The organism is Flavobacterium sp. ACN6 (assembly GCF_002304005.1).
GTDB lineage: Bacteria > Bacteroidota > Bacteroidia > Flavobacteriales > Flavobacteriaceae > Flavobacterium.
This window is the reverse complement of sequence record NZ_MRCQ01000003.1, coordinates 376,933-403,072: the sequence shown is the minus strand read 5'-3', so window position 1 is coordinate 403,072 and position 26,140 is coordinate 376,933. Positions and strand designations below refer to the sequence as shown.

The 26,140-nt window shown below is 32.5% G+C and carries 25 protein-coding genes; 7 read left to right on the top strand and 18 right to left on the bottom strand.

The features are described from left to right. Positions 1-150: 150 nt before the first annotated feature. The 6 genes from BSF42_RS07220 to BSF42_RS07195 form a co-directional block, all read right to left on the bottom strand. Positions 151-561 carry a hypothetical protein gene (locus tag BSF42_RS07220; RefSeq protein WP_095952400.1) on the bottom strand — a complete coding sequence of 137 codons (411 nt, stop codon included), beginning with the start codon at positions 559-561 and terminating at the stop codon, positions 151-153. Then, entirely contained in the window at positions 558-1,469 is a 912-nt protein-coding gene (locus tag BSF42_RS07215) for a TIGR01777 family oxidoreductase (RefSeq protein ID WP_095952399.1), read from the bottom strand. The genes BSF42_RS07220 and BSF42_RS07215 overlap by 4 nt, the downstream gene beginning before the upstream one ends. 102 nt (positions 1,470-1,571) lie before the next feature. Then, positions 1,572-2,390, bottom strand: a complete 819-nt coding sequence (locus BSF42_RS07210; RefSeq protein WP_095952398.1) for a hypothetical protein — start codon at positions 2,388-2,390, stop codon at positions 1,572-1,574. A 29-nt stretch (positions 2,391-2,419) separates the two neighbouring features. Further along, on the bottom strand, positions 2,420-3,157 hold the full coding sequence (locus BSF42_RS07205) for a YqjF family protein (protein WP_095952397.1): 738 nt from the start codon (positions 3,155-3,157) through the stop codon (positions 2,420-2,422). Then, positions 3,154-3,498 (bottom strand): hypothetical protein, encoded by a 345-nt coding sequence (locus tag BSF42_RS07200; protein WP_095952396.1) that lies wholly within the window; start codon positions 3,496-3,498, stop codon positions 3,154-3,156. The genes BSF42_RS07205 and BSF42_RS07200 overlap by 4 nt, the downstream gene beginning before the upstream one ends. A 56-nt stretch (positions 3,499-3,554) precedes the next feature. Further along, positions 3,555-4,058: a GbsR/MarR family transcriptional regulator gene (locus BSF42_RS07195; RefSeq protein WP_095952395.1), complete on the bottom strand. Its 504-nt coding sequence runs from the start codon at positions 4,056-4,058 to the stop codon at positions 3,555-3,557. Positions 4,059-4,194: 136 nt separating this feature from the next. On the opposite strand from BSF42_RS07195, the gene BSF42_RS07190 reads away from it, so the two are divergent. Beyond that, positions 4,195-5,457, top strand: a complete 1,263-nt coding sequence (locus BSF42_RS07190; protein ID WP_095952394.1) for a sodium:proton antiporter — start codon at positions 4,195-4,197, stop codon at positions 5,455-5,457. A gap of 765 nt (positions 5,458-6,222) precedes the next feature. Here the strand turns inward: BSF42_RS07190 and BSF42_RS07185 are convergent. Together BSF42_RS07185 and BSF42_RS07180 are read right to left on the bottom strand one after the other, a co-directional pair. Further along, entirely contained in the window at positions 6,223-6,882 is a 660-nt protein-coding gene (locus tag BSF42_RS07185) for a vancomycin high temperature exclusion protein (protein WP_095952449.1), read from the bottom strand. A gap of 130 nt (positions 6,883-7,012) precedes the next feature. Continuing rightward, positions 7,013-9,040, bottom strand: a complete 2,028-nt coding sequence (locus BSF42_RS07180; RefSeq protein ID WP_095952393.1) for a M3 family metallopeptidase — start codon at positions 9,038-9,040, stop codon at positions 7,013-7,015. 220 nt (positions 9,041-9,260) lie between these two features. On the opposite strand from BSF42_RS07180, the gene BSF42_RS07175 reads away from it, so the two are divergent. Further along, a complete protein-coding gene (locus tag BSF42_RS07175; protein ID WP_095952392.1) occupies positions 9,261-9,929 on the top strand; it encodes a hypothetical protein in 669 nt (222 codons plus the stop codon). 65 nt (positions 9,930-9,994) lie between these two features. Here the strand turns inward: BSF42_RS07175 and purE are convergent, their stop codons facing one another. From purE to BSF42_RS07130, 9 genes are all read right to left on the bottom strand, one after another. Continuing rightward, positions 9,995-10,477, bottom strand: a complete 483-nt coding sequence (gene purE / locus BSF42_RS07170; RefSeq protein ID WP_095952391.1) for a 5-(carboxyamino)imidazole ribonucleotide mutase — start codon at positions 10,475-10,477, stop codon at positions 9,995-9,997. Positions 10,478-10,528: 51 nt separating this feature from the next. Further along, positions 10,529-11,107, bottom strand: a complete 579-nt coding sequence (locus BSF42_RS07165) for a hypothetical protein (RefSeq protein WP_095952390.1) — start codon at positions 11,105-11,107, stop codon at positions 10,529-10,531. 2 nt (positions 11,108-11,109) lie between these two features. Further along, the gene (locus tag BSF42_RS07160) at positions 11,110-12,423 is read right to left on the bottom strand and encodes an AAA family ATPase (RefSeq protein WP_095952389.1); all 1,314 of its coding nucleotides are present in this window, start codon (positions 12,421-12,423) and stop codon (positions 11,110-11,112) included. An 83-nt stretch (positions 12,424-12,506) separates the two neighbouring features. Next, on the bottom strand, positions 12,507-13,664 hold the full coding sequence (locus BSF42_RS07155; RefSeq protein WP_095952388.1) for a 5-(carboxyamino)imidazole ribonucleotide synthase: 1,158 nt from the start codon (positions 13,662-13,664) through the stop codon (positions 12,507-12,509). 4 nt (positions 13,665-13,668) lie between these two features. After that, on the bottom strand, positions 13,669-14,088 hold the full coding sequence (locus tag BSF42_RS07150; protein WP_095952387.1) for a PIN domain-containing protein: 420 nt from the start codon (positions 14,086-14,088) through the stop codon (positions 13,669-13,671). Continuing rightward, entirely contained in the window at positions 14,078-14,326 is a 249-nt protein-coding gene (locus BSF42_RS07145) for a DUF6364 family protein (protein WP_095952386.1), read from the bottom strand. Before BSF42_RS07145 ends, BSF42_RS07150 begins: the two co-directional genes overlap by 11 nt. A 227-nt stretch (positions 14,327-14,553) precedes the next feature. Further along, on the bottom strand, positions 14,554-15,105 hold the full coding sequence (locus tag BSF42_RS07140) for a hypothetical protein (protein WP_095952385.1): 552 nt from the start codon (positions 15,103-15,105) through the stop codon (positions 14,554-14,556). A 25-nt stretch (positions 15,106-15,130) separates the two neighbouring features. Further along, entirely contained in the window at positions 15,131-17,233 is a 2,103-nt protein-coding gene (locus BSF42_RS07135; protein ID WP_095952384.1) for a TonB-dependent receptor, read from the bottom strand. Positions 17,234-17,477: 244 nt separating this feature from the next. Further along, positions 17,478-18,749 (bottom strand): sorbosone dehydrogenase family protein, encoded by a 1,272-nt coding sequence (locus BSF42_RS07130; protein WP_095952448.1) that lies wholly within the window; start codon positions 18,747-18,749, stop codon positions 17,478-17,480. 187 nt (positions 18,750-18,936) lie between these two features. Here BSF42_RS07130 and hpt point away from each other — a divergent pair, with 187 nt between their 5' ends. From hpt to obgE, 4 genes are all read left to right on the top strand, one after another. Further along, on the top strand, positions 18,937-19,467 hold the full coding sequence (hpt, locus tag BSF42_RS07125) for a hypoxanthine phosphoribosyltransferase (protein WP_095952383.1): 531 nt from the start codon (positions 18,937-18,939) through the stop codon (positions 19,465-19,467). 70 nt (positions 19,468-19,537) lie between these two features. After that, positions 19,538-20,110 carry an adenylate kinase gene (locus BSF42_RS07120; protein ID WP_095952382.1) on the top strand — a complete coding sequence of 191 codons (573 nt, stop codon included), beginning with the start codon at positions 19,538-19,540 and terminating at the stop codon, positions 20,108-20,110. Positions 20,111-20,313: 203 nt separating this feature from the next. Next, positions 20,314-21,588: a hemolysin family protein gene (locus BSF42_RS07115; RefSeq protein WP_095952381.1), complete on the top strand. Its 1,275-nt coding sequence runs from the start codon at positions 20,314-20,316 to the stop codon at positions 21,586-21,588. 352 nt (positions 21,589-21,940) lie between these two features. Continuing rightward, the gene (gene obgE, locus BSF42_RS07110; protein WP_095952380.1) at positions 21,941-22,942 is read left to right on the top strand and encodes a GTPase ObgE; all 1,002 of its coding nucleotides are present in this window, start codon (positions 21,941-21,943) and stop codon (positions 22,940-22,942) included. A gap of 112 nt (positions 22,943-23,054) precedes the next feature. On the opposite strand, the gene BSF42_RS07105 is transcribed toward obgE, so the two are convergent. Continuing rightward, positions 23,055-23,585, bottom strand: coding sequence for an outer membrane beta-barrel protein (locus BSF42_RS07105; RefSeq protein WP_095952379.1), 531 nt, complete (start codon positions 23,583-23,585; stop codon positions 23,055-23,057). A 311-nt stretch (positions 23,586-23,896) separates the two neighbouring features. On the opposite strand from BSF42_RS07105, the gene BSF42_RS07100 reads away from it, so the two are divergent. Then, positions 23,897-26,044 carry a S46 family peptidase gene (locus BSF42_RS07100; RefSeq protein WP_095952378.1) on the top strand — a complete coding sequence of 716 codons (2,148 nt, stop codon included), beginning with the start codon at positions 23,897-23,899 and terminating at the stop codon, positions 26,042-26,044. Positions 26,045-26,140 lie beyond the last annotated feature (96 nt).

Here is a 26,140-nt window from a genome sequence, read left to right as displayed (position 1 = left end):
ATAGTTGCTATTGGAATAAAGCCCCATTAGGGGCGAAATGTTTCAGAAGTAATCAGAAAGCAAAGATGTCGCTCCGCTGGAGCTTAAATGAACGATGCATTTTTTATCTTTTCTATAAACATTATACTCCGCTGGAGATTTAAAAGAATCTTATTTTACATTTTCTTCCTTACTTTTAAAATTTAACTTAAAAAATAATCCGGTAAGAATCGATGAAACGGAATAAGATAAAGCAATGTCAAACCACATGAATCCTCTCATGAGTGAGGAAGTTATAAAAATGCCAGTCACTGCTATTAAGATCAAAATGCATTTCGTGAATAAAAGAGGCAAGTCTTTTTTAGAAAAATAATAGTAAAAGAAAGCATAAAGTAAATATGTTGGTATTGAAAAAAACAAACTGAAAATTAATGCTATAGGAAATACTTCTAGTAAGCCTACAATTTTATTTGGATGTAAAACGGTAATATACATTAATAGTTGAGAAATAATTGGCCCTAATAGCAAGGTGAAAAACCAATGTTTAAACAAAAAAATCCAATCTGTGTTTTGTGTTTTCATTTGTTTACTAAATTTTTAAATGCATTATCAATATCCTCAAACTTAAACTGAAATCCATTGTCTAAAAGTCGTTTCGGAATCACATTTCTGCTTTTTAAAACCAATTCGGTTTCTGTTCTAATAAAGAAAGATCCAATTTCCAGAAAAAATTTATTCAACGGAAATCCGAATGGAAAGCCAACAGCTTTTCTAAGTTTCTGCATAAAATCAACATTGCGAATAGGTTCTGGAGAAACAATATTAATGACTCCTGAGATTTCTTTTTGAATAATAAAATCAACAGCATTGGCAAAATCTTCTTCGTGAATCCAGCTTATGAATTGATTTCCGTTACCTTGTTTTCCTCCAAAACCAATTTTCGCCAAAGTCTTTAGCGGAATAAAAGCACCTCCATCTTTACCTAAAACGATAGAAGTTCGCAAAGCAGTTTTTAGAGTATTTGGCGTTTCAGTTTTAAAGAACGCTTTTTCCCAAGACAAAGCGACGTTTATAGAAAAATCATTTCCGATCTCGCCGTCAATTTCATCCATTTGTTTATCCAAAGAAAAACGATAAATAGTTGAAGTTGATGAATTCAACCAATGTTTAGGTGGATTTTGACAATTCAAAATGGCTTTATTTAAAATCTTCGTGCTTTCAATTCGAGATAAAAGAATCTCTTTTTTATTTTCTTTGGTATAACGGCAATCAACAGATTTTCCGGCGAGATTAATTAAAACGGTGGCGTTTTCTAATTCTTTTTCCCAGCCAGAAAAACTTCTGGCGTTCCAGTTTACATATTTAATTCCGTCAATTGTCTGAGATTTTCCACGGGTCAGAATTACAATTTCGTCAAATTTATCTTTGAAATGTTGGATTAAAACCTGTCCTAAAAATCCTGTTCCGGCTGCGATGATGAGTTTTTTCATGATGTTGATTTTTTTGCCACTAATTACACAAATTTCCGCTAATTTTTTCCGTCAGGATTGTAAAATCTAATTCGTGAAAATTCGTGTAATTAGTGGCAAATCTTAATTTAAAATAAATAGCAAAGCAATAATTCGATACAGAATCCAGGTGTAAGATAGATAAAAAGGAAGTTTTAAAATTTTTACTCTTCTAAAATGTTCCAAAAACATAATCAAAACCGTAACTGCAAACCAGCCTAAAATGATCATTTGAGGAAGCTGGAAAAACTGACCTAAAATTAAAATTGGGATCAAAATTAAACTTCCCATTAAAGAAACTGTCATTACATTTCCAACATAATTGATAATCGTTTGTTTATCGAACTTCAAAAGAAATAAACTCTGAAAAACAATTTGTCCAAACGCTAAAATCACTTCTCTTAAAATAGTAGATTTAGGTAAATTCGGAATCAAATCAGCATATTTAAATAAAATAAAACTGGTCAGCGTTAATGCAAATCCGAGAAAAAGAAATCTATATTTATAATTAAAATCTGGAGTGCATTGCAGTTTGTTTTCTTCTTTTACAACTCCTGGGATAATTACTTTTCTATTGTATGAAACAAAAGAATACATTTTTTTCAGGATGAAATGAATTGGCTTTAGAGTTGCAGTTTTTTCAATTAAAGGAAAAGAAAATCCAATCACTTTTATCAAACTATCAATTCCGTAAGTAACCGTTTTTGACGTGTTATCAATTAACGCAATTTCATTTGGAGCGCGTTTTAAGTCTACAAAACTTTGTTCTTCAGCAGATAATTGGCAATAAGATTTTCTTCCGTTTTCGTCAAGCATACCGCTTTTTACAAAACCGGTTGTATATAAATTGCAAAGCGGACAATCTTCATCATAAAGTAAGGTTTGGTTTTCTAAAGTTTTCATGATTTTTGGTTTTAAGGATAATAATTTGATTAGTACATTTCTTCTAAAACAGGAATTGATTGTAATTTTCTTTTATTTTTAACCGTAATTTTTGAGCCTTTTGCTAAGAATACAGAAATTGGTTTTGCATCTTGCAGAAATCCAAAATCGGTTCCGTACGTTTTTTCGAAATCAATTTCAATGTTATGATTTAAAACTTCCAATTGTTCCCATCTCGGATGCGTTACTTCATATTCAAAAGTCATTTCGTCGTCGATTTTTGTGTATCCAAAATAATGTTCTGTAATAAACTCAGCTTCAGAATCGACTTTAATTTCTGTTAGAGTATTTTTGGTTTCTAATTGAATCGTGTTCCATTTTTTGTCAATCTTCCATTGATAAATAAAAGTATGGGTATTTTCATTCTCAATGATTTCATGTCTCATTTTTTGTGTTTCATAATGTTCTTGATACAACGTATTCGCAATAAATGTGATCGATTTTTTAGGGACAATTTCTTTAATAAAAACAACGCCACGCTTCCATTCACCGTTTTCAAAACGTTTTACATAGAATCGTAAATTCACCTCTTCAAAATCTACATGAAACGGAACTTTCAATCCTAAAACTTTGGTGTTTTTAAACATAAATCCCACCAAACTCACATAACATTTGTTGTTCCAAATATCGATTTCAGTTCCTGCAGGAAGATATTTTTCTAAAATTGCAGCATCAACTTCATAATTGAAAAGTGCTAAATTTTTCCATTCTGCTTTTAAGAAGTTCATTTGTGGGCTTTTTTATAGATTACTATTGAAAGATAAATAGCTAGTATTGTGGGAATAGCGAATACAAAAGAAGTTTTGAGACTGAGGGGTAAAATGGGATTGATGTACACCATCACGAAATATAAAATCACTCCAAGTATATAATATTGAATGCTTTTGTCACGAGGATTATCGATTAACATACATGCACCAATAGTGATTTGAAAGAGACCAGTTAAAATACTGAATAATAAGCCATAAGCGAATAGTTCGCCAAGATTCTCATCATTTACATAGCCAATAGGAATTAAAATGGCAGGAATACCAACAAAGAAATAATTTAATAAATTAATGTTTTTCATAACTATTCATTGTTTTTAAACTTTCAGAAAAAAATGAAAGTTTTAATTAAATTTTTTTACTTCATGATTTTTAAAACCAGCTTTCCAAGCCAGTTGTCGTTAAATTCAGTCATTTTGTCCAACATATTATCTGCTTTTAAAACGAAATCGTACAGTTTAGTAGTTTGATCTACAAAGTGTTTTTCTTCAGCTGAATCTTTTGCTTCAATAGTCGAAACTTCTTTTAAGATTTTAAGCGCAGGTTTAATTTCTCTTTTGCTTCTTTCTCTTGAAATTTTAACTGCTAATTCGTCTAAATCTTTTTCAGCAGTAAAAAACTCTTTTCTTTCTCCAGCTTTGTATTCTTTATAAACAATTCCCCAATCCATTAAAGCTCTTAGGTTCATGCTGGCGTTTCCGCGTGAAATTTGCAATTCGTCCATAATGTCTTCCATCGAAACAGCTTCGTTTGAGACCATTAATAAAGCGTGGATTTGTGCCATCGTTTTATTAATTCCCCACTGAGAGCCTAATGCTCCCCAGGTTTGTACAAACTTATTTTTTGCTTCTTTGAATTCCATGGATCAAATGTAAGCAAAAGTTTTCAAACTTTCAAAAATAATTGAAACATATTTAACGAATTATAAAGTTATGTTAATTCAGGTCTTGAATTTTTGATTAACTAATGAGAAGAATATTTTTGTAAAAATCACATTTATGGAATTATACTACACCTTTTCAGTACTTATCGTACTGGCTTCTTTCTTCGCCTATTTAAATTTAAGATTTTTAAAACTCCCAGGAACTATTGGGATTATGATTATTGCCATGCTGGTTTCAGTAGGAATTCGTCTTTTAGGAGATTCTTATTTTCCTTCAACCACAAAACACTTTTTTGATTTAATAAAAGAATTCGACTTCAACGAAATCCTGATGGGAGCAATGTTGAATTTTCTTTTGTTTGCAGGTGCACTGCACGTGAACATGTCGGATCTTAAAGAACAAAAAGTTCCCATTATGATTTATTCTACGGTCAGCGTAGTATTGTCGGCATTAATAATTTCGGTACTGCTTTTTTATATCGCGCCTTTTTTCGGAATAAAAATTCCTTATATATTTTGTTTGGTTTTTGGAACGTTAATTTCTCCAACCGATCCAATTGTGGTGTTGGGGGTTCTAAAACAAGCTAAAGTTCCTAAAAGAATAGAAACCAAAATTGTTGGTGAATCCTTGTTTAATGATGGAGTAGCGGTAGTAATGTTTGCCGTTGTTTTAAAAATGGCAACTGACCCAACGTTTGACATGAGTTTTGGTTCTATCGCTTGGCTGTTTGCAAAAGAAGGAATCGGCGGACTTTTACTAGGGGCTTTTCTTGGATTTACGGCATCAAGAGTAATGAAGAAAATCGATGATTATAAAGTTTCTGTTTTAATCACGCTTTCTATCGTTATGGGAGGATTTTTGATTGCCCAAAGTTTACACGTTTCTAGTCCGCTGGCAATGGTTGTTGCGGGATTGATCATTGGGAATTATGGTAAAAAAGTGGCAATGAGCGAAGTGACTCAGGATTATTTAGGTAAATTCTGGGAACTTATTGATGAAATTCTAAATGCTATTTTATTCCTCTTTATTGGTTTTGAATTATTGTTACTGCCAGATTTAAATAAACAATTAGTAACAGGTTTTGTGGCTATTTTTATAGTGCTTTTTGCGAGAATTTTTTCTATCGTTTTACCTTGGAAATTCTTTGATATCTTTAAGTTCTTCGGAATCAAATCTGCCTACAATAAAGGTTCTTTGATGGTATTGGTTTGGGGAGGAATTCGCGGTGGGGTTTCTATCGCTTTGGTACTTTCTATGCCAGAAGGCGAATATAAAAATCTGCTTTTGGAGGTGACTTATATTGTGGTGCTGTTTTCAATTGTGGTGCAAGGACTTACTGTTGGAAAATTAGCGAAAAAGGTTTTGGAGAAAGAGTAGAGAAAATAGAATCAAGAGAATAGAATTAAGATTTTTGATTTTTAAATTATTTAATTTTCAACAACTCCCATAGGGGCGAAATATTTATAGATAAAATTTGTTGATTTATGTAAAGTAGCCCCATCAGGGTGAAATATATCGCTCCGATGGAGCTTTCGTTTAAAATCCTAATATTTATCTTTCTATAAATATTTTGCTCCGCTGGAGTTCTTAATAACTTTTTTAAATTATTTAATTTTCAGCAAGTCCCACAGGGACGAAATATTTATAGATAAAATTTGTTGATTTATGTAAAATAGCCCCATCGGGGTAAAATATATCGCTCCGATGGAGCTTTCGTTTAAAATCCTAATATTTTCTTTCTATAAATATTTTGCTCCGCTGGAGCTCTTAATAACTTTTTTAAATTATTTAATTTTCAACAAGTCCCATAGGAACAAAATATTTATAGATAAAATTTGTTGATTTATGTAAAATAGCCCCATCGGGGTAAAATATATCGCTCTAATAGAGCTTTCGTTTAAAATCCTAATATTTTCTTTCTATAAATATTTTGCTCCGCTGGAGCTCTTAATAACTTTTTTAAATTATTTAATTTTCAACAAGTCCCATAGGAACAAAATATTTATAGATAAAATTTGTTGATTTATGTAAAATAGCCCCATCGGGGTGAAATATATCGCTCTGATAGAGCTTTCGTTTAAAATCCTAATATTTATCTTTCTATAAATATTTTGCTCCGCTGGAGCTCTTAATAACTTTTTTTTATCGTTTATCTTCCTTTGAATAATTTGATGGACCATTTACATCAATTGTATTTCCTAAAAATCGAGGTTCTCTATTTCTTAAAACATCAAAAAAGGATTTGAAAACAGAACCATATTCTCTAAAACGAACATAATTATATCCCAAATAATTTCCTCTATTGGCAGAGTATCCAGCCGATTTAATTCCGAGTTTCTGTCCAATGTATATGGCCCGGTTTAGATGATATTCCTGAGTTATTAAAGTGGCTTTTTTAATCTTGAAAATATGTTTAGCGCGATAAATCGTCGAATAAGTATCAAAACCAGCATAGTCAATAAATATCTTTGTGGTGTCGACTCCATGAGTATAACAATAATTTTTCATTACCGTTAATTCATCATATTCTTCTCGGCCGTTATCGCCAGAAAGTAGAATTTTATTGATTCGTTTTGCTTTCCATAATAAAATCCCTGCATCCAAACGATCTTTTAAATATTTGCTTGGGTGGTTTCCATTAATTCCCGCACCAAAAATAATTCCCACATCATTTTTTGGAAATTTTTTAAGTGAGTGGTGAATGTATTTCTTGGTCGAAGATTTTACGTAATAATTTACAGAAACAATCGCAACTAATCCAATAATTGCTAGGTAAAGGAAGATTTTTAAATATTTTTTCAAAGTTGTTTTTTGTAAGATTAGATTTAAAATACGAAGATAGCCAATTTTATTTTCAGACAAAATCAAATTAAAAATCCGAAGTATTTCTACTTCGGATATAATCTAAAATCTAAGATCTGAAATCTTAAAATTATAACAATCCCGCTCTTTTCAATAAAGCTTCTGGTTTTGGTTCTTGACCTCTAAAACGTTTGTATAAAGTCATTGGATGTTCTGTTCCTCCTTTAGAAAGGACATTGTCTTTGAATTTCTTCGCCACTTCTTCATTGAAAATACCGCTTTCCTGGAAATATTCAAAAGCATCAGCATCCAAAACTTCTGCCCATTTGTAGCTGTAATATCCAGAAGAATAACCGCCTTGGAAAATATGAGAGAATGCAGTACTCATCGCATTTTCTTTTACATCAGGATACAATTGTGTATTAGCAAATTGTTCCGTTTCGAAAGTTTTTAAATCTGTAATTGAAGTTGGATCTTGTCCGTGCCAAGCCATGTCTAAAAGTCCAAAACTTAATTGACGCAAAGTTGCTAAACCTTCTTGGAAACTTGCACTTTCTTTAATTTTCTGTACATATTCAATCGGAATAATTTCTCCGGTTTCATAATGATTGGCGAACAAAGCCAAAGCTTCTGGTTCGTAACACCAGTTTTCCATAATCTGACTTGGTAATTCTACAAAATCCCAATAAACCGAAGTTCCTGATAAACTTGGATAAACTGTATCAGCTAGCATTCCGTGCAGCCCGTGACCAAATTCGTGGAATAAAGTGGTCACTTCATTAAACGTCAATAAGGAAGGTTTTGTTTCGGTTGGTTTTGTAAAGTTACAAACGTTCGAAATGTGCGGTCTTTCGTTTACGCCGTCCTTTACATATTGTGATTTAAACGAAGTCATCCAAGCGCCGTTTCTTTTTCCTTTTCTTGGGAAGAAATCCGCATAGAAAATAGAAACCAAATTGTTTTCAGCATCACGAACTTCATAAGTTGTAACTTCTTCGTGGTATTTGTCAATGTCAAAAACCTCAGTAAAAGTTAAACCGTATAATTTTTTGGCAACCGTAAAGGCGCCGTCTAAAACTTTTTCTAACTGGAAATAAGGTTTCAGTTTTTCATCATCTAAATTAAAAAGTTGTTGTTTTAATTTTTCAGAATAATAAGCGCCGTCCCATTTCTCTAATTGCTCGATTCCGTCCAGCTCTTTCGCGAAAGCGGTTAACTCAGCGAATTCTTTTTGAGCTGCAGGTTTTGCTTTAGCTAATAAATCATTTAAGAAAGAGAAAACTTTCTCTGGACTTTCGGCCATTCTTTCTTCCAAAACAAAATGTGCGTGAGTTTTGTAACCTAACAAATTGGCTCTTTCAAAACGTAATTTTGCAATTTTTAAGACGTTTTCCTGATTGTCGAATTCGTTATTCTGAAAAGCTTTTGCACCAAAAGCAATCGCCATTTTTTTACGCAGTTCGCGATTATCCGCATAAGTCAAAAACGGAACATAACTTGGATGATCTAAAGTGAAAATCCAGCCTTCTTTTTCTTGATTTTTGGCTAATAATCTTGCGGCTTCAATTGTGCCTTCAGGTAAACCAGATAGATCTTTTTCATCTGTTAAATGCAATTCAAAAGCATTGGTTTCTGCTAAAACATTTTCACCAAACTGTAAACTCAATTTCGATAATTCTTTGTCAATTTCTCTTAATTGATTTTTCTTGTCTTCTGGCAGATTCGCTCCGTTTCTAGAAAAGCTTTTGTATTTTTTATCTAATAAAGTCGTTTGTTCCGGATTCAGATTTAAACTTTCTTTTTGATCGTAAACGGCTTTTACTTTTGCAAATAAAGCAGCATTTAGACGAATATCATTTCCAAATTCTGAAAGCAAAGGTGAAACTTCCTGAGCGATTTTCTGCATTTCGTCATTCGTTTCAGCCGAATTCAAATTGAAGAAAATACTCGAAAGACGATCTAAAATATCACCCGAAAAATCCATTGCCACGATTGTGTTTTCAAAAGTCGGCGCTTCTGGATTGTTTACGATGGCATCGATTTCAGCTTTAGCCAAAACAATTCCTTCTTGAAAAGCAGGAACGTAATCTTCGATTTTAATTTGAGAAAAAGGTGCAGTATTATGTTTCGTTATAAATTTTGAAAGTAAAACACTCATTATGATATACTATTTTTTATTAATTGAAGTCAAATTTTTGAATCCCAAAGATAACAATTTATAAAAATCTAATTCGCTATAAAGAATTCATTCTGGACATAAAACTCTCTTAAATTGTGTTATAGATATGTTATTTATTGCCGAAGGCGGTTTTAAAAGCGTAAATTGAGAAAAAGGTTAGAATTATAAAATACTAATCGTAATTATAAAAATTAAAACTATGAATTATCAAGCTGTAATTAAGAATATAGATACCGTAAATGAAGTGGAAGGATATTGGTCTGATGAAGATTTTATTCAGTTATTAGGTAAATTCAATTATCCCGATGGAGCGACGGCAGAAAAAAGCAGTCTGCCTGAATTATTAGAAATGGCAATTTCTGATTATGAACCTAACGAAGCGGCACAGATTGTTTTAGAATATAAATTAGGAGATCAATTGGGCGAAGGACAAATTGAGCAGATTTCGAACAATATGTTAATTGATAAAGTTTGCGAGGAATATCCAGAAATACACATGCAGGGAACTTTGTTTCATGTCAATCAATTGCTTTTTAAAGCGTATAATGGGAAATTTCCAAATGCAAAAGCTTCTGTTGTTCACTTTTCAATGACACCAACCGATGGCGAAACACAAAAGTTAACAGCTGAAAATGTGCTGAAATTATTGAATAATGGGTTGTCTGATAGAAATCTAATCAAAAGATTGTTTGAAAATCAAATTTCTCAAAATATTCCTTTTCCAGAAGCTGAAGGTATTGTTTGGGAATTGAATACTAAAGATGATTTAAATTACAGTTTAGTTACTTCAGAAAACTGGATCAATAAAGAAGATATTACAGAATATGAATTTGAATCGGTATTGGAAGAAGTTGAAGATGTTGCTTAATTTTAGTTTTTAGTCACGGTTTTCAGTCACAGTTTATATTGAAAACTGTGACTGAAAACTGAAAACTATTTCAATCCTTCAGCTGCTTTGTTAACTGCTGCTTTCAAATCTTCTTTATAAGAAATAATAGTATCAAGCACTTTTTTATCGTGACTTCCGATGATTTGCGCCGCTAAAATTCCAGCATTTTTTGCGCCGTTCAAAGCTACCGTTGCAACAGGAACACCGCCCGGCATTTGCAGAATCGATAAAACCGAATCCCATCCATCAATCGAATTACTTGATTTTACAGGAACTCCAATTACAGGAAGCGGTGACATTGAAGCTACCATTCCCGGTAAATGTGCAGCGCCTCCCGCTCCAGCGATAATAACCGAAATACCGCGAGTATGTGCATTTTTACTGAAATCGAATAATTTCTCCGGCGTTCTGTGTGCTGAAACAATATCTACTTCAACTTCAATATTAAATTGTTTTAATATGTCGATGGCATCCTGCATAACTGGCATGTCTGAGATGCTTCCCATTATAATGGCTACTTTACTCATTTTATTTTTTGTTTTGTTTGTTTCAAGTTTTGTTGAGAGTCAGCTGATTTTTTATTTTAATTTTGGAATCATATTCCAAATATCAATTTTAAATTCTTCTTGAATTGCTCTTAAATATTTTAAAGATTCTATTTCGTTTTCGATTTTTTCAGTAAAATAATCTAAAGCTGAAACTTCTTTTTCTGCAATTCTTTCTTTTCTTCTTTGAATAAATCTCTTTCTGTTTTTTACAAAAATTTCATCGTTCAGATTCAAAATATCAATTAAGTTTTTTGCTTCAATATCTTCTGGATTATGTAGAAAGTAGCCATCTGAATAAATCAATCTTGTTTCAAAATTTTCGTCGGTTGGATAAAGTATAGGCTCAATCCAAGTGGTTCTTTTAAGATTATTTGGTTTGTGCTTTACCATAAACCAATTTTGATATGAATCAGTTTCTAAATATTTCAAATTAGGATTAAAATGCTCTATATCAACGGCATCATTACATCCTATATATTCTTCAGTGTAAGCACAAAAGCTTTTTTGTTCTTTTAATAGAATTGAAGACAACTTTTTGTTATCTCCATTTTTATAAACTAATCTTTGAATGACAATCTCAGAATTTGGATTTTTAAAAATTCTTCTCATATTTAGAAATTGTATTCATCACCCAATTTTTCTAACTGTTCTGAAATTTCTTCTTTCTTTTTTGGATCTTTTTCAAAGTATATTTTTTGTTTTAAATCTAAATATTCTTGATATTTTTCCTGCCCATATTTATTGATATAGTTTATTCCAAAATCATTTTCTAGCATATCGTTTGGATCATCTCCAATCGGTGAATTTCCCCTGCTAACAACAACTTTTCCTTCATTATTAAAAGATAAAATAAATCTCTCGTCTGGCTGGAAAGAAGCAGCAACAAACGGTGAATGTGTGGCTACAATAAATTGTGCATTTGGCGCAAGTTTTTTATAATAATCCATTATTTCCATTTGAATATTAGGATATAATGAACGCTCAGGCTCATCAATTAAAATAATAGATTCTTTTGTTTCTAGTGAATATAACGGCAGTGATGTTAGCAAAAGTTGTTTAGTTCCCGTACTCGTATCTTGAAATGGAATAATTTCATCGATACGCTTGTTTTTTATAGGTATTGAATATTCTGTGTTTACTAAATCAACTTCTAAATTTAAAAGTTCTAGAATATAATTAAATTCTTTTGCAAATGATTCTAATCTATTTGGATTGTCCTTTTGCCATTTATTAAATTCTGTACTCAATTTATTTACATCATGAATAAAACCTGTGTGGATTAATTCAGACATTTTTTGAGTAAAATTTTTTCGATAATTTAGATAATCAACTAAAAGATGGAGCCATATTTTAGTATCTACATCACCATTAAATAACAGGCCGTAATTTTCATTAAATAGAAAATTGTCTTTATCTCTATATTGGTAATCTTTTTTTATGTTTTGAAGTTCATTACTATGTTTCTCAATTAGTTCAATTGGATTGGTTGAAAGAAAATCTATGTTTTTATCAGATACTAAATTTGCCTTAAAATAAAAAATATCTTTTCTGTCTTGTTTTGGTATTAAAGATGTTACAGAGCCACCATTGCTTAAATCATTTTTATAAGTGCGATTTTTAAAAAACACTTCACTGTTTTTTAAATTGAAAATATCATCACCTATTAAAAAAGTAACTTCGCCTTTATTTCGAATGCTATTTTTTAAATTCCATAAACTATTGCCATTTAGTATTTCTAAATTTAAAGTGTTAACTGAATATTCATAAATTAACTCCAATAATCCAGTCTTCCCAGTAGCACTTTGTCCAATAAAACATATTTTGTCCAAAGGTTCACCTTTTCGTTCACCACTTTGATAAGTAAAATCAAAATCTAGATTTTCTATATGTCTAAACTGATCGATATGTAATTTTGAAATTTTCATTTATTGAATTTTTACAAAGCTAATTAAAAAATAATTGCATTTTAGACTGAAAACTGCGACTGCGACTAAAATCTGATCACTAATTACTGCTCACTGATCACCTTAATAGTGTTCTTAACCTTCTCCGCAATTCGTCTTGCTTCAACCATGTTTTCATTTACTATTGTAACGTGACCCATTTTTCTGAAAGGACGAGTTTGTTTTTTACCATAAATATGCGGTGTAACTCCATCCCATCCTAAAATAGTTTCGATGTTTTCGTAAACAACGTCTCCAGAAAACCCTTCGGCACCAACTAAGTTTACCATAACTCCGGCAACTTTACTTTCGGTATTTCCTAAAGGAAGATCTAGAATCGCACGTAAATGATTTTCGAATTGTGAAGTATAACTTGCTTCTATTGAATAATGTCCAGAATTATGCGGGCGAGGAGCAACCTCATTTACTAAAATTTCATCTTCTTGAGTTTGAAACATTTCAACAGCCAAAAGTCCAACGTGATTGAATTTTTCCGAAACATTTAAAGCAATCGCTCTCGCTTTTTCGGCCACTTTTTCATCAATTCTTGCAGGGCAGATTACATACTCTACTTGATTGGCTTCTGGATGAAATTCCATTTCTACAACTGGATACGTTTTTATTTCTCCCGATGGATTTCTTACCACAATAACCGCCAGTTCATTTTTAAACGGAACCATTGTTTCTGCAATACACTCTACATTTGGTAAATCATCCATATCAGAAATCTGACGAATTACTTTTACGCCATTTCCGTCGTAACCAAATTCGGTGCATTTCCAAACGAACGGAATGGTGATTTCATTATTTCCAACGGATTTTTGCAAATGTGACGGACTTTCAAATCGTAAATATGCAGCGGTCGGAATATTGCTTTCGGTATAAAAATCTTTTTGAGTTCCTTTATTCTGAATTCCTTTTAAGGTTTTAGGAGATGGATACACTTTTACGCCTTCGTTTTCTAATTGCGTTAAAGCTTCAAGATTTACCAATTCGATTTCAAAAGTCAAAACATCGACTTGTTTGCCGAAGTTGTAAACCGTTTCATAGTCCATTAAATCGCCTTGAAAGAATTTATTGCAGGCAATTTTACTCGGCGCTTCGTCACTTGGATCTAAAACATAAGTTTGTATGTCAAATTTTCTGGTGTCAGACAAAAGCATTTTACCCAATTGCCCGCCGCCTAATATTCCTAATTTAAAATCAGAAGAAAAATAATTCATTGTTTTATAGTGTATTTAGAAATTCATCTGGAGTAAATACATTGATCTCTGAAAATTTAAAATCTTTCAAATCTCTGGTAATAATACAATCCATTGAATTTATTGATTGAGCAGATGTTATTTGAATGGCATCTTCAAAATCTTTATGATTGGATTTTAAACTTTTTTTTAAGATTGATTCTGTTACCGCAATTATTGAAATGGTGTCTAATAAATCTTCAATAATTGAACGTAGTTCTTTTTCATCAACAACTTTTTTTGCAATATAATGTACGGTTGCAATAGAGTGAGATGTAGAATGCATTTTAATTTTATGTCGTTGACAGTAATCAAAAATCGAAATTGCGTTTTTTGAAAACGGAAACCTATTAGCAACAATATCAACCAGTATATTAGTATCGAGAAAAATATTTTTAAAAGCCATATTTTTCTCTATAGTGTTCTTCTTTTATTTTTTCTTCATCAAAATCTGGCGGTAAAGTAATTCTTCCAATAAGTTTTTTAACTTTGGGATGAATATCGTCATATGTTTCTGTTTTTTCAGTCAGATTTTTAAAATAACTTTCTACCAGTTCAGATAAGCTTCTGCCTGTTTTTTTCGCATACAATTTCGCTTGTTCAATAACTTCTTTCTCGAGCGATAAAGTGAGTTTGGTATTCATATACGTAAAGTTTTTACAAATGTACGTAAAATAATGTTTTTATAAAATTTGATTGATTTTTTATCGCAAATTTCCACAAACTATTTTTTTTAAGTTTTGCCACAGATTAAAAGGATTAAAAAAGATTTTTTTTGTTTGCCTCAAATTACACCAATTTGCACAAATTTTTCTTTAACTCAATTTTAAAATTAATTAGTAAAAATTAGTGTAATTCGTGGCAGCTTACACTATTTTATTTTCTTCAAAACTTCTTTTGCAACCGCTTTATAAGCAGCCGAATGATCTGCATAATCTTTATCAATAATTACTTTGAGTTCGGAATGGATCCAATCGTAATAATTGCCCAAAACATATAACGTTCTAATCGAATAAGCTTTTGTAGCAACTTTAACGTCGGTAATTAACCAATCGAAAGAGGCTTCTATAATATCTTGTAAATTATTTTCGGAAAGAGTAATACAGTTTTCATTTTTCTTATAATGTGATTTTATAAGAAGCTGTACCACCTTTGCAATTGGGCGCAGCGAACTTTCATCTTTTAAAATTTTTAAATTGGAACAAAAAAAATCCAAATGCGGTTGCAGCCAATTTAATTCTTCATAAGATACGAATTCTAAAATCCAGCAGGCTTTATGGTTGTTTTTGTCTGATGGAGTAAAACAAATGGAAACTAGTTCGGCAAAAAGTGCGGGATTTTCTAAAATATCCTGTGCCGCTTTAAGACGATTTTCTCTATAAGCGTTTACATAATCCAGTTTTTTTTGCAATTCAGAAAGCATTGTTTTGTGGTATTAAAATACTATGCTAAAATAAGTAATTTAGTGAGATAATTCCGAAATAATTTATAGGTAATCCTGGGTAATAAAATCTAGGTTGTGCATTTCCTACTGCAGTTGCATTCGTTAGAATCATTGAAGCATATTTGGAGTTTGTGACATTATTTACACCAAAATCAAAATGTGCTTTTAAGTTTGATATAATTTCAAATTGATAACCCGTTTTTAAATTTAATAGCGAATAAGAATCAGAATAATCAGCATTAGAATCGTTTAGCGGAATTTTATCTGTAAACTGGAAATCGGCAGTAAAGTAAAATCCCGAATTGGTGTTTAAAGTAAAACCTGCACTGGCGGTATTTGCTGGAACCCCCGTTAATTTATTTCCAGAATAGTCATTTCCATTGTCTACATATTCTTTAAATTCATATTTCCCTATTGATGCTCCGATATAAGAATTTAAATTGAAAATTGGATTAATCGGCCAATTGTGTTTTAATGAAATTTCTATTCCTTCATGAAAAGTTTTACCTGCATTTACACCTTCATATTGATCGTCGCCAATTCTTTTTGCTACCAATAAATCTTTAATTTCCATTCTATAAACGGCAATTTCGGTATATAATTTTTTGCTGAAAAAATGAAGTTTTCCGCCCAATTCAAAATTATAACCCGTTTCTGGTTTAATGTCTTGATTGATTGTTCCGGTGCTGGTTAAAGTTTCTTCGGTTGCTGGAAGTGAAAATCCACGGCTTGCAGAAAAGTAAAACGTCTGAATTTCATTTGGTTTGAATAAAAAAGAAATTTGAGGCGAAAAAATCCCATCATAACTATAATGTTCCTTCGGATTATTCGCGGAAGCGGGAAAATCATTTTGAAGTTCAAATTTGGTTTTATTGTAATTTAAACCTGCTTGAATTTCAAATTCATCAGAAAGTAAAGTTCTAATTTGTGAAAATATATTGTAGAAATGTCTTTTTTGATCGGTTGCCGTAAGTTGATCGCCTTGCAGACTTCCGTTTCCGTTATTCTGCTGATATAGATTTTCAAAAGTATTACCATTGTAATTATCTCTAAAATATTCGATACCGCCAATAAACTGATTATTGATTTTTCCAATTTTAAAATCGCCAGAAAATTGAGTTCTTGCGCCGGCACCAAAAGTATATTGACGCAGAATATCAAAAGGTCGAGGTTCGTTACTGTCTTTATAATTGATAAAAACAGAAGTCGAATTGTTGAGGTGATCGTTTATTTTAAAATCATAAGCCAAGCCGCCCAAAGTCGATTTGTATTCTTTAAATCCTTTTGCCACAACCCAACTCGGCGCACCAGCCTGCGGATTATTTTCAAAAGCAGCTTTGTTGATAGAACTCGGAATATAAGCTTTTAAATAAGTATAATTAGAAAGATACGTCAGCTTGCTGTTTTTAGTCCTGAATAATTCTCCCGAAAGTGTAACTCCTTCGCGATTGTAAGCGCTGTTTTGCCGCCAGCCATCTGTCTTTAAATTATGATACGTCAGATTTAGCGAAGAACTTTTTTCATTCAAATCAAAACTGATTCTGTTTTTTAATAATCCGTAAGAACCAAAAACAGAACTGACTTCAGCTTGATATTCACCTTTTTTTAAAATTTGAGGCGAAATTAAAATGGCACCGCCCAATCCAGCACCATAAATACTAGAAAGCGGTCCTTTTATAACTTCAATTTGATTGATGTTTTGAAGATCAATGTCGTCGATTACTGTTTCGCTGTTTCCAGAAGTCAGCGGAATACTTCCGTAAAAAGCCCTAATTTTATTAGTTCCGTACGGAGTTCTGGCGCCAATACCTCGAATCGAAATTCTGGTCGTAGTAATGTTGGACGACTGCATAAAAACACCTGGAATCGTATTGATAATATTGCTGATGTCTGTAGTATTGTTTCGAAGTAATTCTTTCTCGGATAAAATACCAATAGAAGCGGGGCTGTTTTGTAAATCACGATTTAAATGAAGCGGACTAATTAAAACTTCATTTAGCTTTTCGGTTTTTACAGAATCAATTTTTCGAACTTCTTTTTCCTGTGCAATTAGATTTTGTAGAATCGAAAACACAATAATTAGGAAAACGTATTTTTTTAAAAACATATTTATGTAGCAATTCTTGGAATTTTTATCTTAACAGATTAATATTGGAACTTATTTTAACACATAGAAACATAGATTTCATTGAGGCAAAAAAGGCGTTTCACTTTTATTAAAGTCACATAGCTATGTGTGAAAACGAGTTTTCTTTTCAATCTTATTCTACGAAACAAAAATCTATGTCTCTATGTGTTTAAAAATTTTTAAAGTTTGAATTTCTTGGAATTTGGAATTTAAAATTTGGAATTTACTTAGCAGTCACTTTCCAGATTGTATTTCCGCTGTCATCATTCACCAAAAGCGATCCGTCATTCATAACAGTAACCGCAACTGGGCGTCCGTAAACTTCGGCTTTATCATTATCAGAAATAAAACCAGTTAAAAAATCTTCTGGTTTTCCTGACGGTTTTCCGTCTTTAAAAGGAACAAACAGCACTTTATAACCCGAAATTTTAGAGCGGTTCCAAGAACCATGCTGTCCAACAAAAGCTCCATTTTTATATTTAGCAGGAAAAGCATCTTTAGTATAAAATGCCAATCCAAGCGAAGCAGTGTGAGGACCAACAGGAACATCAGGAACAATTGCTTTTTCGACTAAATCTTTTCTTTCGCCTTTTAATCTTGGATCAGGAATACTTCCAAAGTAAGAATACGGCCATCCGTAGAAACCATCTCTCTTTACACTTGTTATATAATCAGGAACTAAATCATCGCCCAATTCATCACGCTCATTGACTGCTGTCCATAGTTCTTTGTTAGCTGGATTCCAATCCATTCCAACCGGATTTCTCAAACCTGATGCAAAAATTTTCTCGCCAGTTCCATCAGGATTAATTTCTAAAATAGCTGCACGGCGTACTTCCTTGTCCATTCCGTTTTCACCAACATTACTTCCAGAACCTACAGAAACATAAATTTTGCTTCCATCCGCACTTGCTAATAAATTTCTAGTCCAGTGATTGTTGTAACCTCCAGCAGGAAGTTCAAGAATTTTTTCGCCTTTTGTTTCCAATTTCAGCGGATTGTTTTTATAAGGATAACGGTATAAACCGTCTGTATTGGCAATGTAGAAAAAGTCTTTTAGAACCAGCATTCCAAAAGGTTTGTTTAATCCAGTTATAAAAACTTCTCGGGTTTCAAATTTCCCGTCTTTATCTTTATCGCGTAAAACAGTAATTTGATTTTTGCTCGATCTTGTGCCGCTTTCTACAACAAAAATATCTTGGTTTGGCGCAATATAAGTCCAACGCGGATTCTCAAATCCGTCAGCAAACTTCGTTACAGTAAAACCTGCGGGTGCTTTTGGCGTTATGCCGGCAGGCCAGCCAATAACTTTACTATTTTTGGTTTTAGATTCTGTAGCATAGGGCGGAGGAAGCGTAAGATCTCCAATGGCAGTTTTTACAGTAGTATTTGGCTGCTTGGCCAAAGCTTCTTTTTCTTCTTTTTTAACTTGTCCGTTACATGAGGTCATTAGTGCTAATAATGATATTGAGAATAGCGATAAGGATGTTTTCATTTGAAATTTTGGAGTTAAATATTTATACAACAACAATTTACTCAAATTAAAAATGGCATCAAAAAATAATTTGTAATTATTAACTGATATTTAACATTCGTAAAAAATATCAGGATACACTCCATTTTGATAGAAGCAGTTAAGTTGTAATTCTGTATCTTTGTGCATTATTTTAAAATGAAAAATAATGATACAACTTCACGATAAACAATTTGTTCCGTTTATTTCGGCTAAAGAAATTGATTTTGCTTTAACTAAAATGGTGGCTCAGGTAGAGGATGATTTTGGAGATGATACACCAATTTTTATTGGAGTTTTAAATGGCGCTTTTATGGTAGTGTCAGATTTTTTGAAAAAATACAAAAAACCATGCGAGGTTTCATTTATCAAAATGGCATCGTATGAAGGAACCGAAACTACTAATTCTGTTAAAGAATTAATAGGAATCAACCAAGATTTGACTGGAAGAACGGTTATAATTATAGAAGATATTATCGATACCGGAAATACGATCGAAGAATTGAAACGTTTGTTTAAAGAAAGAAATGTAAAGCATTTTAAAATTGCGACTTTATTCTTTAAACCAGAAGCTTATAAAAAAGACATCAAGATAGATTACGTTGGAGTTCGAATTCCAAACAAATTTATTGTAGGCTACGGTTTAGACTACGATGGTTTGGGACGAAACTTGACAGAAGTCTATAAATTAGCAGAATAAAAAAACACAACTATATATTCATTTAAAAACTTCTGACAAAAAATTAGAAGTAACAACACTCATTTCAATTATGATTAACATCGTTTTATTTGGAAAGCCTGGAGCAGGAAAAGGAACTCAGGCAGAATTTTTAAAAGAAAAATATAATTTAACACATCTTTCAACAGGAGATATTTTTCGTTTTAATTTAAAAAATGACACTGAACTAGGTAAAAAAGCAAGAGTTTTTATGGATAATGGAGAATTAGTTCCATGCGAAGTAACAACTGCAATGTTAATTGATGAGGTAAAAAAACACCCTGAAACAGCTGGATTTTTGTTCGACGGTTATCCAAGAACAATCGATCAGGCTGAGGCTTTAGATAAATTTTTACCAACAATTGGATCAAGCGTAACAGCAACAATCGCTTTAGAGGCTGATGATGAAATTTTAGTTGCACGTTTATTAGAAAGAGGAAAAACAAGCGGTAGAGCTGATGACCAAGACGAAGAGAAAATTCGTGTGAGATATCAGGAATACAATGAGAAAACAGCGCCGCTAATTGGATATTACAAGGAACAAAATAAGTTTCATGCCGTAGACGGTATCGGAACAATTGAACAAATTACAGAGCGCTTAACGTCAGTTATAGATAATTTGTAGAAGCTTTTTCCAGCTGTGCGTTACAAGTCCTCGCTAAAAAAACTATTTTTCCAAACCCTAAAACGAGCTTCCTCCGGTCGCTGTTTTATGGCAGAAAAAATTAGTTTTTTTAGCTCCGGGCTTTTCACTTCCATCTGGGCTAGAATAAATTAAGAGTACAAATTGCATTTAACAAGACCATTTTATAACGAATCCCCTATCAATTGGAAATACTAATTATATTTTTTCTAATTCTACTAAACGGAGTTTTCTCCATGTCTGAAATCGCATTGATTTCGGCCCGTAAAAACAGGCTTGAAACAGCGGCGAAAAAAGGCAATAAAAGTGCTAGAACAGCACTTGATTTAGCCAATTCCCCAAACAAATTTTTGTCTACAGTACAAATCGGAATTACCTTAATCGGTATTTTGACAGGTATTTATTCTGGAGATAAAGTAACCGCAGATGTTGAACTTTTCGTTGCCGGTTTTGCAGTTCTAAAACCTTATGCACATTCTGTAGCGGTTGGAATTGTGGTTGTGATTTTAACTTTCTTCTCGTTGGTTTTAGGAGAATTGCTTCCAAAACGAATCGGATTAAATTACCCAGAAGCAATTGCAAAAATGGTTGCAATGCCAATGAAAGTAATTTCGATAATAACAGCACCTTTTATCTGGCTGTTAACCTCTTCGACAGATTTTTTATTGAATGTTTTTCAGATCAAACCAACTGCCGACGGAAAAGTGACTGAAGAAGAAATTAAAGCAATAATTAAAGAAGGAACTGAAGTTGGGGAAGTTCAAGAAATTGAACAAGATATTGTGGAACGTGTTTTTCACATTGGCGATAGAAAAGTAAACTCTTTAATGACGCACCGTAAATCGGTTGACATGCTGCCATTAAAAGCAGATAAAGAAAAGATCAAAGAATTAGTAGTTCAAGATCTGCATACTGTTTACCCAGTTTATAATGATAATTACGATGATATTGTTGGAGTAGTAACGCTAAAAAATATCTTCGCTAGTATAGAAAATGATAATTTCGATTTGTCCGCTATAGTTTCTGATGCACCTTATTTAATGGAACAGACAACGGCTTACAAAGCGCTGGAAAATTTCAAAAAAACAGGCGTTCATTACGCTTTAGTTTCAGATGAATACGGTGTTTTTCAAGGTTTGATTACATTGAACGATATCTTAGAAGCACTAGTTGGAGATGCATCTGAATTTTATAAAGATGAATTCCAGCTTATAGAAAGAGAAGACGGTTCATGGCTGGTTGACGGACATTATTCGTTACACGACTTCTTAACTTATTTTGAGTTAGACGAATTGACAAACGATTACGAAGTAAACACGGTAAGCGGTATGATTATGACTGAGCTTTCTCATATTCCAAAAGAAGGAGAGAAGTTGTTTTGGCAAAAATTCGTCCTAGAAGTAGTTGACATGGACGGCGTAAAAATTGATAAAGTGCTTGTGAAAGCGCTTAAAGAGTAGAGAGAAAAAAGTCTTCAGTCTCGGTTTTCAGTCGCAGTTATGCTGGAAATTTAGACTGAGATTGAATATAAAAAAAATAGTTTTCAGTCTCGGTTTTCAGTCGCAGTTATACTGGAAATTTAGACTGAGATTGAATATAAAAAAAAAAGAGTTTTCAGTCTCGGTTTTCAGTCGCAGTTATACTGGAAATTTAGACTGAGATGGAATATAAAAATATAGTCTTCAGTCTCAATTTTCACTTGCAGTTTGCACTGAAAACGGAGACTGAGACTGAGTACTAAAAACAATAGAATTTAGAGGACGAATTTAGAGTAATCTAAAATTTAAAATCTAAAATCTGAAATTCAGAAAAATGACAGAAGGGAATTTTGTAGATTACGTTAAGATATATGTTTCTTCGGGAAAAGGAGGAAAAGGATCTACGCATTTACATAGAGAGAAATTTATTGAGAAAGGTGGTCCAGACGGAGGAGATGGAGGTCGCGGAGGACATGTATATTTAGTTGGGAATAAAGGACTTTGGACATTATTTCATTTAAAGTTTGCGCGTCACGTCAAAGCTGGACACGGTGGAGACGGTGGTGGAGACCGTAGTACCGGTGCAGACGGAGACGATAAAATTATTGAAGTGCCGTTGGGAACTGTTGTAAAAGACAAAGAAACAGGCGAAACACTTTTTGAAATTACAGAACACGGAGAAAAACAAATTCTGGCAAGAGGAGGAAAAGGAGGTTTAGGAAACTGGCATTTTAGAAGTTCAACAAACCAAACACCTCGTTACGCACAGCCAGGTTTACTTGGTGTAGAAATAGACGTAATTCTGGAGCTTAAAGTTTTGGCAGATGTTGGTTTAGTTGGTTTTCCTAATGCAGGAAAATCTACTTTATTATCTGTTTTAACTTCGGCAAAACCAAAAATCGCCGATTATCCTTTTACAACACTAAAACCAAATTTAGGAATTGTGGCTTACAGAGATTTCCAATCTTTCGTAATTGCTGATATTCCTGGAATTATTGAAGGTGCTGCAGAAGGAAAAGGTCTTGGACATTATTTCTTGCGACATATCGAGCGTAATTCAACTTTACTATTTTTAGTTCCAGTTGATACTCCGGATATTAAAGCAGAATATGATATTTTGGTTAACGAATTAACCAAATATAATCCCGAAATGCTGGATAAAGAACGTCTTTTGGTTATTTCTAAATGCGATATGCTTGACGATGAATTAAAGGCAGAATTGAAAGCAGAACTAGACGTAACATTCAAAGATGTTCCGTATATGTTTATATCATCAGTTGCACAGCAAGGTTTAACTGATTTGAAAGATAAACTTTGGAAAATGCTTAACGAGTAGCATATACTTTATAATACATAAAAACCCGACAATGTAAATTGCCGGGTTTTTTACTTTTTGCGCGGAAAACAAAAAGTATAATGGGATCTACTTTTTAACTTAAATCCTAAAGTTATAATCCGAAGTTTTTAGAAACTCCAATGTTTAAAGTTTTTCCAAAATCAAAACCTAAATGTTGTTGTCTTGGATCATTTTTTCCGTCAAGATTATCGTAGTTTACACCTCCAATAGAAAAATTAAGACCAAAGCCATTTTTCATATTGATAAATAAAGCTGGCGTTACACTTGCATACATTCCTTTTGCATTGTTTAGTGAAGTGTTTTGGTATCCTGCACCTAAGTCTACATAAAAAGCAAATAATTCAGAAAGTGGAGTTGAATAACGTACAAAACTTCCAATTTTGTATTTCTCAGTTTTGTCTGTTCCTATAGTTTTAAAATTCATAATAGAACCTTCAACACCAACTGTCCAATTTTCCGAAAATTGATATCCAACTTTTGGAGAGAACTCAAAATTTTCCAATTTAGAATCACCAATTTTCTCTGAAGAGAATCCAACATTTCCACCTAATAAGATGGAATTTTTTTGTGCACTTGCGATAGTTGTAACTAATATAACAAGCGCTGTTAATAATTTTTTCATTTTTCATTTATTTAATTGGATCGCAAATTTAAATGAAAACATTTTGTAGGAAATATATTAATTGTTAAATATTGAATTCAAAGTTAATTTTTATAAATAATCTCACATTTTAAATTTTTAAATTATTTTATTGGACAATTTTAATGGTTTTTATGTCTTTATTTTTAGATTTTAAACTTTATTATTGTCTTACTAAAATTGTGAAATTCGCAAAATCATGCAGTAATTGATTTATTATGTTTTGTTTTTTGATGTTCTGTTTATTTTTTTTGCGAAAATGAGTTATATTCGCATCACTTAAACAAAATAACATGAAAAAAATAGTTTTATTCTTGACCATGTGCCTTATGGCTTTTCCAGTAAGAGCCGATGAAGGAATGTGGTTCTTGATGTTTATCGAAAGATTAAACCATAGAGATATGGAAAAAATGGGCTTGCAATTGACAGCCGAAGAAATTTACAGCATTAACAATCATAGTTTAAAAGATGCAATTGTACAATTTAATGGAGGTTGTACAGCTGAAATCGTTTCTAAAGACGGTTTGGTTTTAACAAACCACCACTGTGGTTACAACGCAATTGCAGAACTTTCATCTGCCGAACAAAACTATTTGAAAGATGGTTTTTGGGCAAAAGAAAGAAGCGCTGAAATGAAACCAAAATCTTTATACGTTCGTTTCTTTGTTCGTATGGATGATGTTTCTAAAAGAATTTTGTCTAAAGTAAATGATACTATGACAGAAACAGAAAGAAACAAAGTTATTCAGCAAGAGATCAGCTTAATCGAAAAAGAAAACAGCGAAAACGGAAAATATACTGTTTCTGTTCGTCCTTTCTTTCAAGGAAATGAATATTACTATTTCGTTTACCAAGATTATACAGACGTTCGTTTAGTGGGAACTCCTCCTGAAAGCGTTGGTAAATTTGGAGGTGATACAGACAACTGGGAGTGGCCTCGTCAAACTGGAGATTTCTCTATGTTTAGAGTATACGCTGATAAAAGCGGAAACCCTGCAGCATATTCTAAAGACAATGCGCCTTTGCAGCCAAAACATTATTTACCTGTAAGTATTAAAGGGGTAAAAGAAAATGATTTTGCTATGATTTTGGGTTATCCAGGTAGAACAAACCGTTGGATGCCGGCCGGCGGAATCGAACAAAATATTAAATATGCTTATCCTGCTTGGGTTGAAGGTGCAAAAACCGGAATGGACCAAATGAAAAAGTATATGGATAAAGATGCAACTGTTCGTTTACAATATGCTTCTAAATATGCTTCGACAGCTAACTATTGGAAAAACCGTCAAGGTATGATCGATGCGTTGACAAAGGCTGGAACTGTTGATACAAAGGCAGCACAAGAAGATAAATTCTATGAGTGGGCAACTAAACCTGCCCATAAAGAAAAGTACGAAAATGTAATTCCTACTATTAACGATTATTACAGAGAAACAAACTTAAAAGCGCGTCATGATAATTACTTGACTCAACTTTTACGTACTTCTAGTTATGCAACAGGACCTGCAAACTTAGGAAATGCATTAATCGCTTACTACAAAGAAAATGATGCTAAGAAAGCAGAAATGCTTCCTAAAATTAATGCATTGGTAGAAAGCATCTATGGCGAGTTTTACGCTCCATTAGAAAAAGATGTTTTAACTGCACAATTGAATTTATATGCTTCTAAAGCTGCTGAATACGGACTTGCTTCAGAAGTTGCAAAAATGAAAGCGGCAAATAATGGTGATTTTACTGCAGATGTAGCAAAAGCAGCAGAAATTAGTTATTTTACAAATAAAGAAAAAGTATTAGCATTTTTGGCAGATCCAAAACCATTAGCAATTGTACACGACCCGTTGTATATTATTTCTAATGATTTGTTGACAAAATACCGTTCTAAAACAGACGATCAGGCAAAAGCTGATGATGGTTTTGCAACTGCTTACCGTAAATTGGTTGAAGGTTTAAGAGAATCAAAATTAAATGCAGTTAAATATCCAGATGCAAACTCAACTTTAAGATTGACTTACGGAAAAGTTCGCGCTTTACCTGCAGATACTCGTAATGATGATGCTAAAATTAATAACTATACTACAATGGAAAGTATGGTGAAAAAATACAAAGCAGGAGATCAAGAATTTGATTTACCATCTCGTTTATTAGAATTGAACAAGAAAAAAGATTACGGACAATATGCTGATAAAGCAGGATATATGCCAGTTAACTTTTTAACGGATAATGATATTACAGGAGGAAACTCTGGTTCGCCGGTTCTTAACGGAAAAGGAGAGTTAATCGGAATTGCTTTTGATGGTAACATCGAAGCTATGGCAGGAGACGTTATTTTTGATCCTAAATTACAAAGAACCATCAATGTTGATATTCGTTATGTACTTTGGATTATTGACAAATACGCTGGAGCTAAAAACATTATTGACGAATTGACGATTGTGAAATAATCTGATTTAAATTCCAATTTATAAATCCCAAATTCCAAATTGTTAAAAAAATGGAAACTATTGGGATTATATAGTTCGATGTAAAATAAAAATTCA

Coding starts and splice junctions, on each gene's coding strand:
- BSF42_RS07150 (WP_095952387.1), bottom strand. CDS start 14,088: ATGGCTTTTAAAAATATTTTTCTCGATACTAATATACTGGTTGATATT.
- purE (WP_095952391.1), bottom strand. CDS start 10,477: ATGAGTAAAGTAGCCATTATAATGGGAAGCATCTCAGACATGCCAGTT.
- obgE (WP_095952380.1), top strand. CDS start 21,941: ATGACAGAAGGGAATTTTGTAGATTACGTTAAGATATATGTTTCTTCG.
- BSF42_RS07210 (WP_095952398.1), bottom strand. CDS start 2,390: ATGAAAACTTTAGAAAACCAAACCTTACTTTATGATGAAGATTGTCCG.
- BSF42_RS07215 (WP_095952399.1), bottom strand. CDS start 1,469: ATGAAAAAACTCATCATCGCAGCCGGAACAGGATTTTTAGGACAGGTT.
- hpt (WP_095952383.1), top strand. CDS start 18,937: ATGATACAACTTCACGATAAACAATTTGTTCCGTTTATTTCGGCTAAA.
- BSF42_RS07145 (WP_095952386.1), bottom strand. CDS start 14,326: ATGAATACCAAACTCACTTTATCGCTCGAGAAAGAAGTTATTGAACAA.
- BSF42_RS07105 (WP_095952379.1), bottom strand. CDS start 23,585: ATGAAAAAATTATTAACAGCGCTTGTTATATTAGTTACAACTATCGCA.
- BSF42_RS07220 (WP_095952400.1), bottom strand. CDS start 561: ATGAAAACACAAAACACAGATTGGATTTTTTTGTTTAAACATTGGTTT.
- BSF42_RS07155 (WP_095952388.1), bottom strand. CDS start 13,664: ATGAATTATTTTTCTTCTGATTTTAAATTAGGAATATTAGGCGGCGGG.
- BSF42_RS07130 (WP_095952448.1), bottom strand. CDS start 18,749: ATGAAAACATCCTTATCGCTATTCTCAATATCATTATTAGCACTAATG.
- BSF42_RS07135 (WP_095952384.1), bottom strand. CDS start 17,233: ATGTTTTTAAAAAAATACGTTTTCCTAATTATTGTGTTTTCGATTCTA.
- BSF42_RS07165 (WP_095952390.1), bottom strand. CDS start 11,107: ATGAGAAGAATTTTTAAAAATCCAAATTCTGAGATTGTCATTCAAAGA.
- BSF42_RS07120 (WP_095952382.1), top strand. CDS start 19,538: ATGATTAACATCGTTTTATTTGGAAAGCCTGGAGCAGGAAAAGGAACT.
- BSF42_RS07200 (WP_095952396.1), bottom strand. CDS start 3,498: ATGAAAAACATTAATTTATTAAATTATTTCTTTGTTGGTATTCCTGCC.
- BSF42_RS07195 (WP_095952395.1), bottom strand. CDS start 4,058: ATGGAATTCAAAGAAGCAAAAAATAAGTTTGTACAAACCTGGGGAGCA.
- BSF42_RS07175 (WP_095952392.1), top strand. CDS start 9,261: ATGAATTATCAAGCTGTAATTAAGAATATAGATACCGTAAATGAAGTG.
- BSF42_RS07100 (WP_095952378.1), top strand. CDS start 23,897: ATGAAAAAAATAGTTTTATTCTTGACCATGTGCCTTATGGCTTTTCCA.
- BSF42_RS07205 (WP_095952397.1), bottom strand. CDS start 3,157: ATGAACTTCTTAAAAGCAGAATGGAAAAATTTAGCACTTTTCAATTAT.
- BSF42_RS07160 (WP_095952389.1), bottom strand. CDS start 12,423: ATGAAAATTTCAAAATTACATATCGATCAGTTTAGACATATAGAAAAT.
- BSF42_RS07190 (WP_095952394.1), top strand. CDS start 4,195: ATGGAATTATACTACACCTTTTCAGTACTTATCGTACTGGCTTCTTTC.
- BSF42_RS07180 (WP_095952393.1), bottom strand. CDS start 9,040: ATGAGTGTTTTACTTTCAAAATTTATAACGAAACATAATACTGCACCT.
- BSF42_RS07140 (WP_095952385.1), bottom strand. CDS start 15,105: ATGCTTTCTGAATTGCAAAAAAAACTGGATTATGTAAACGCTTATAGA.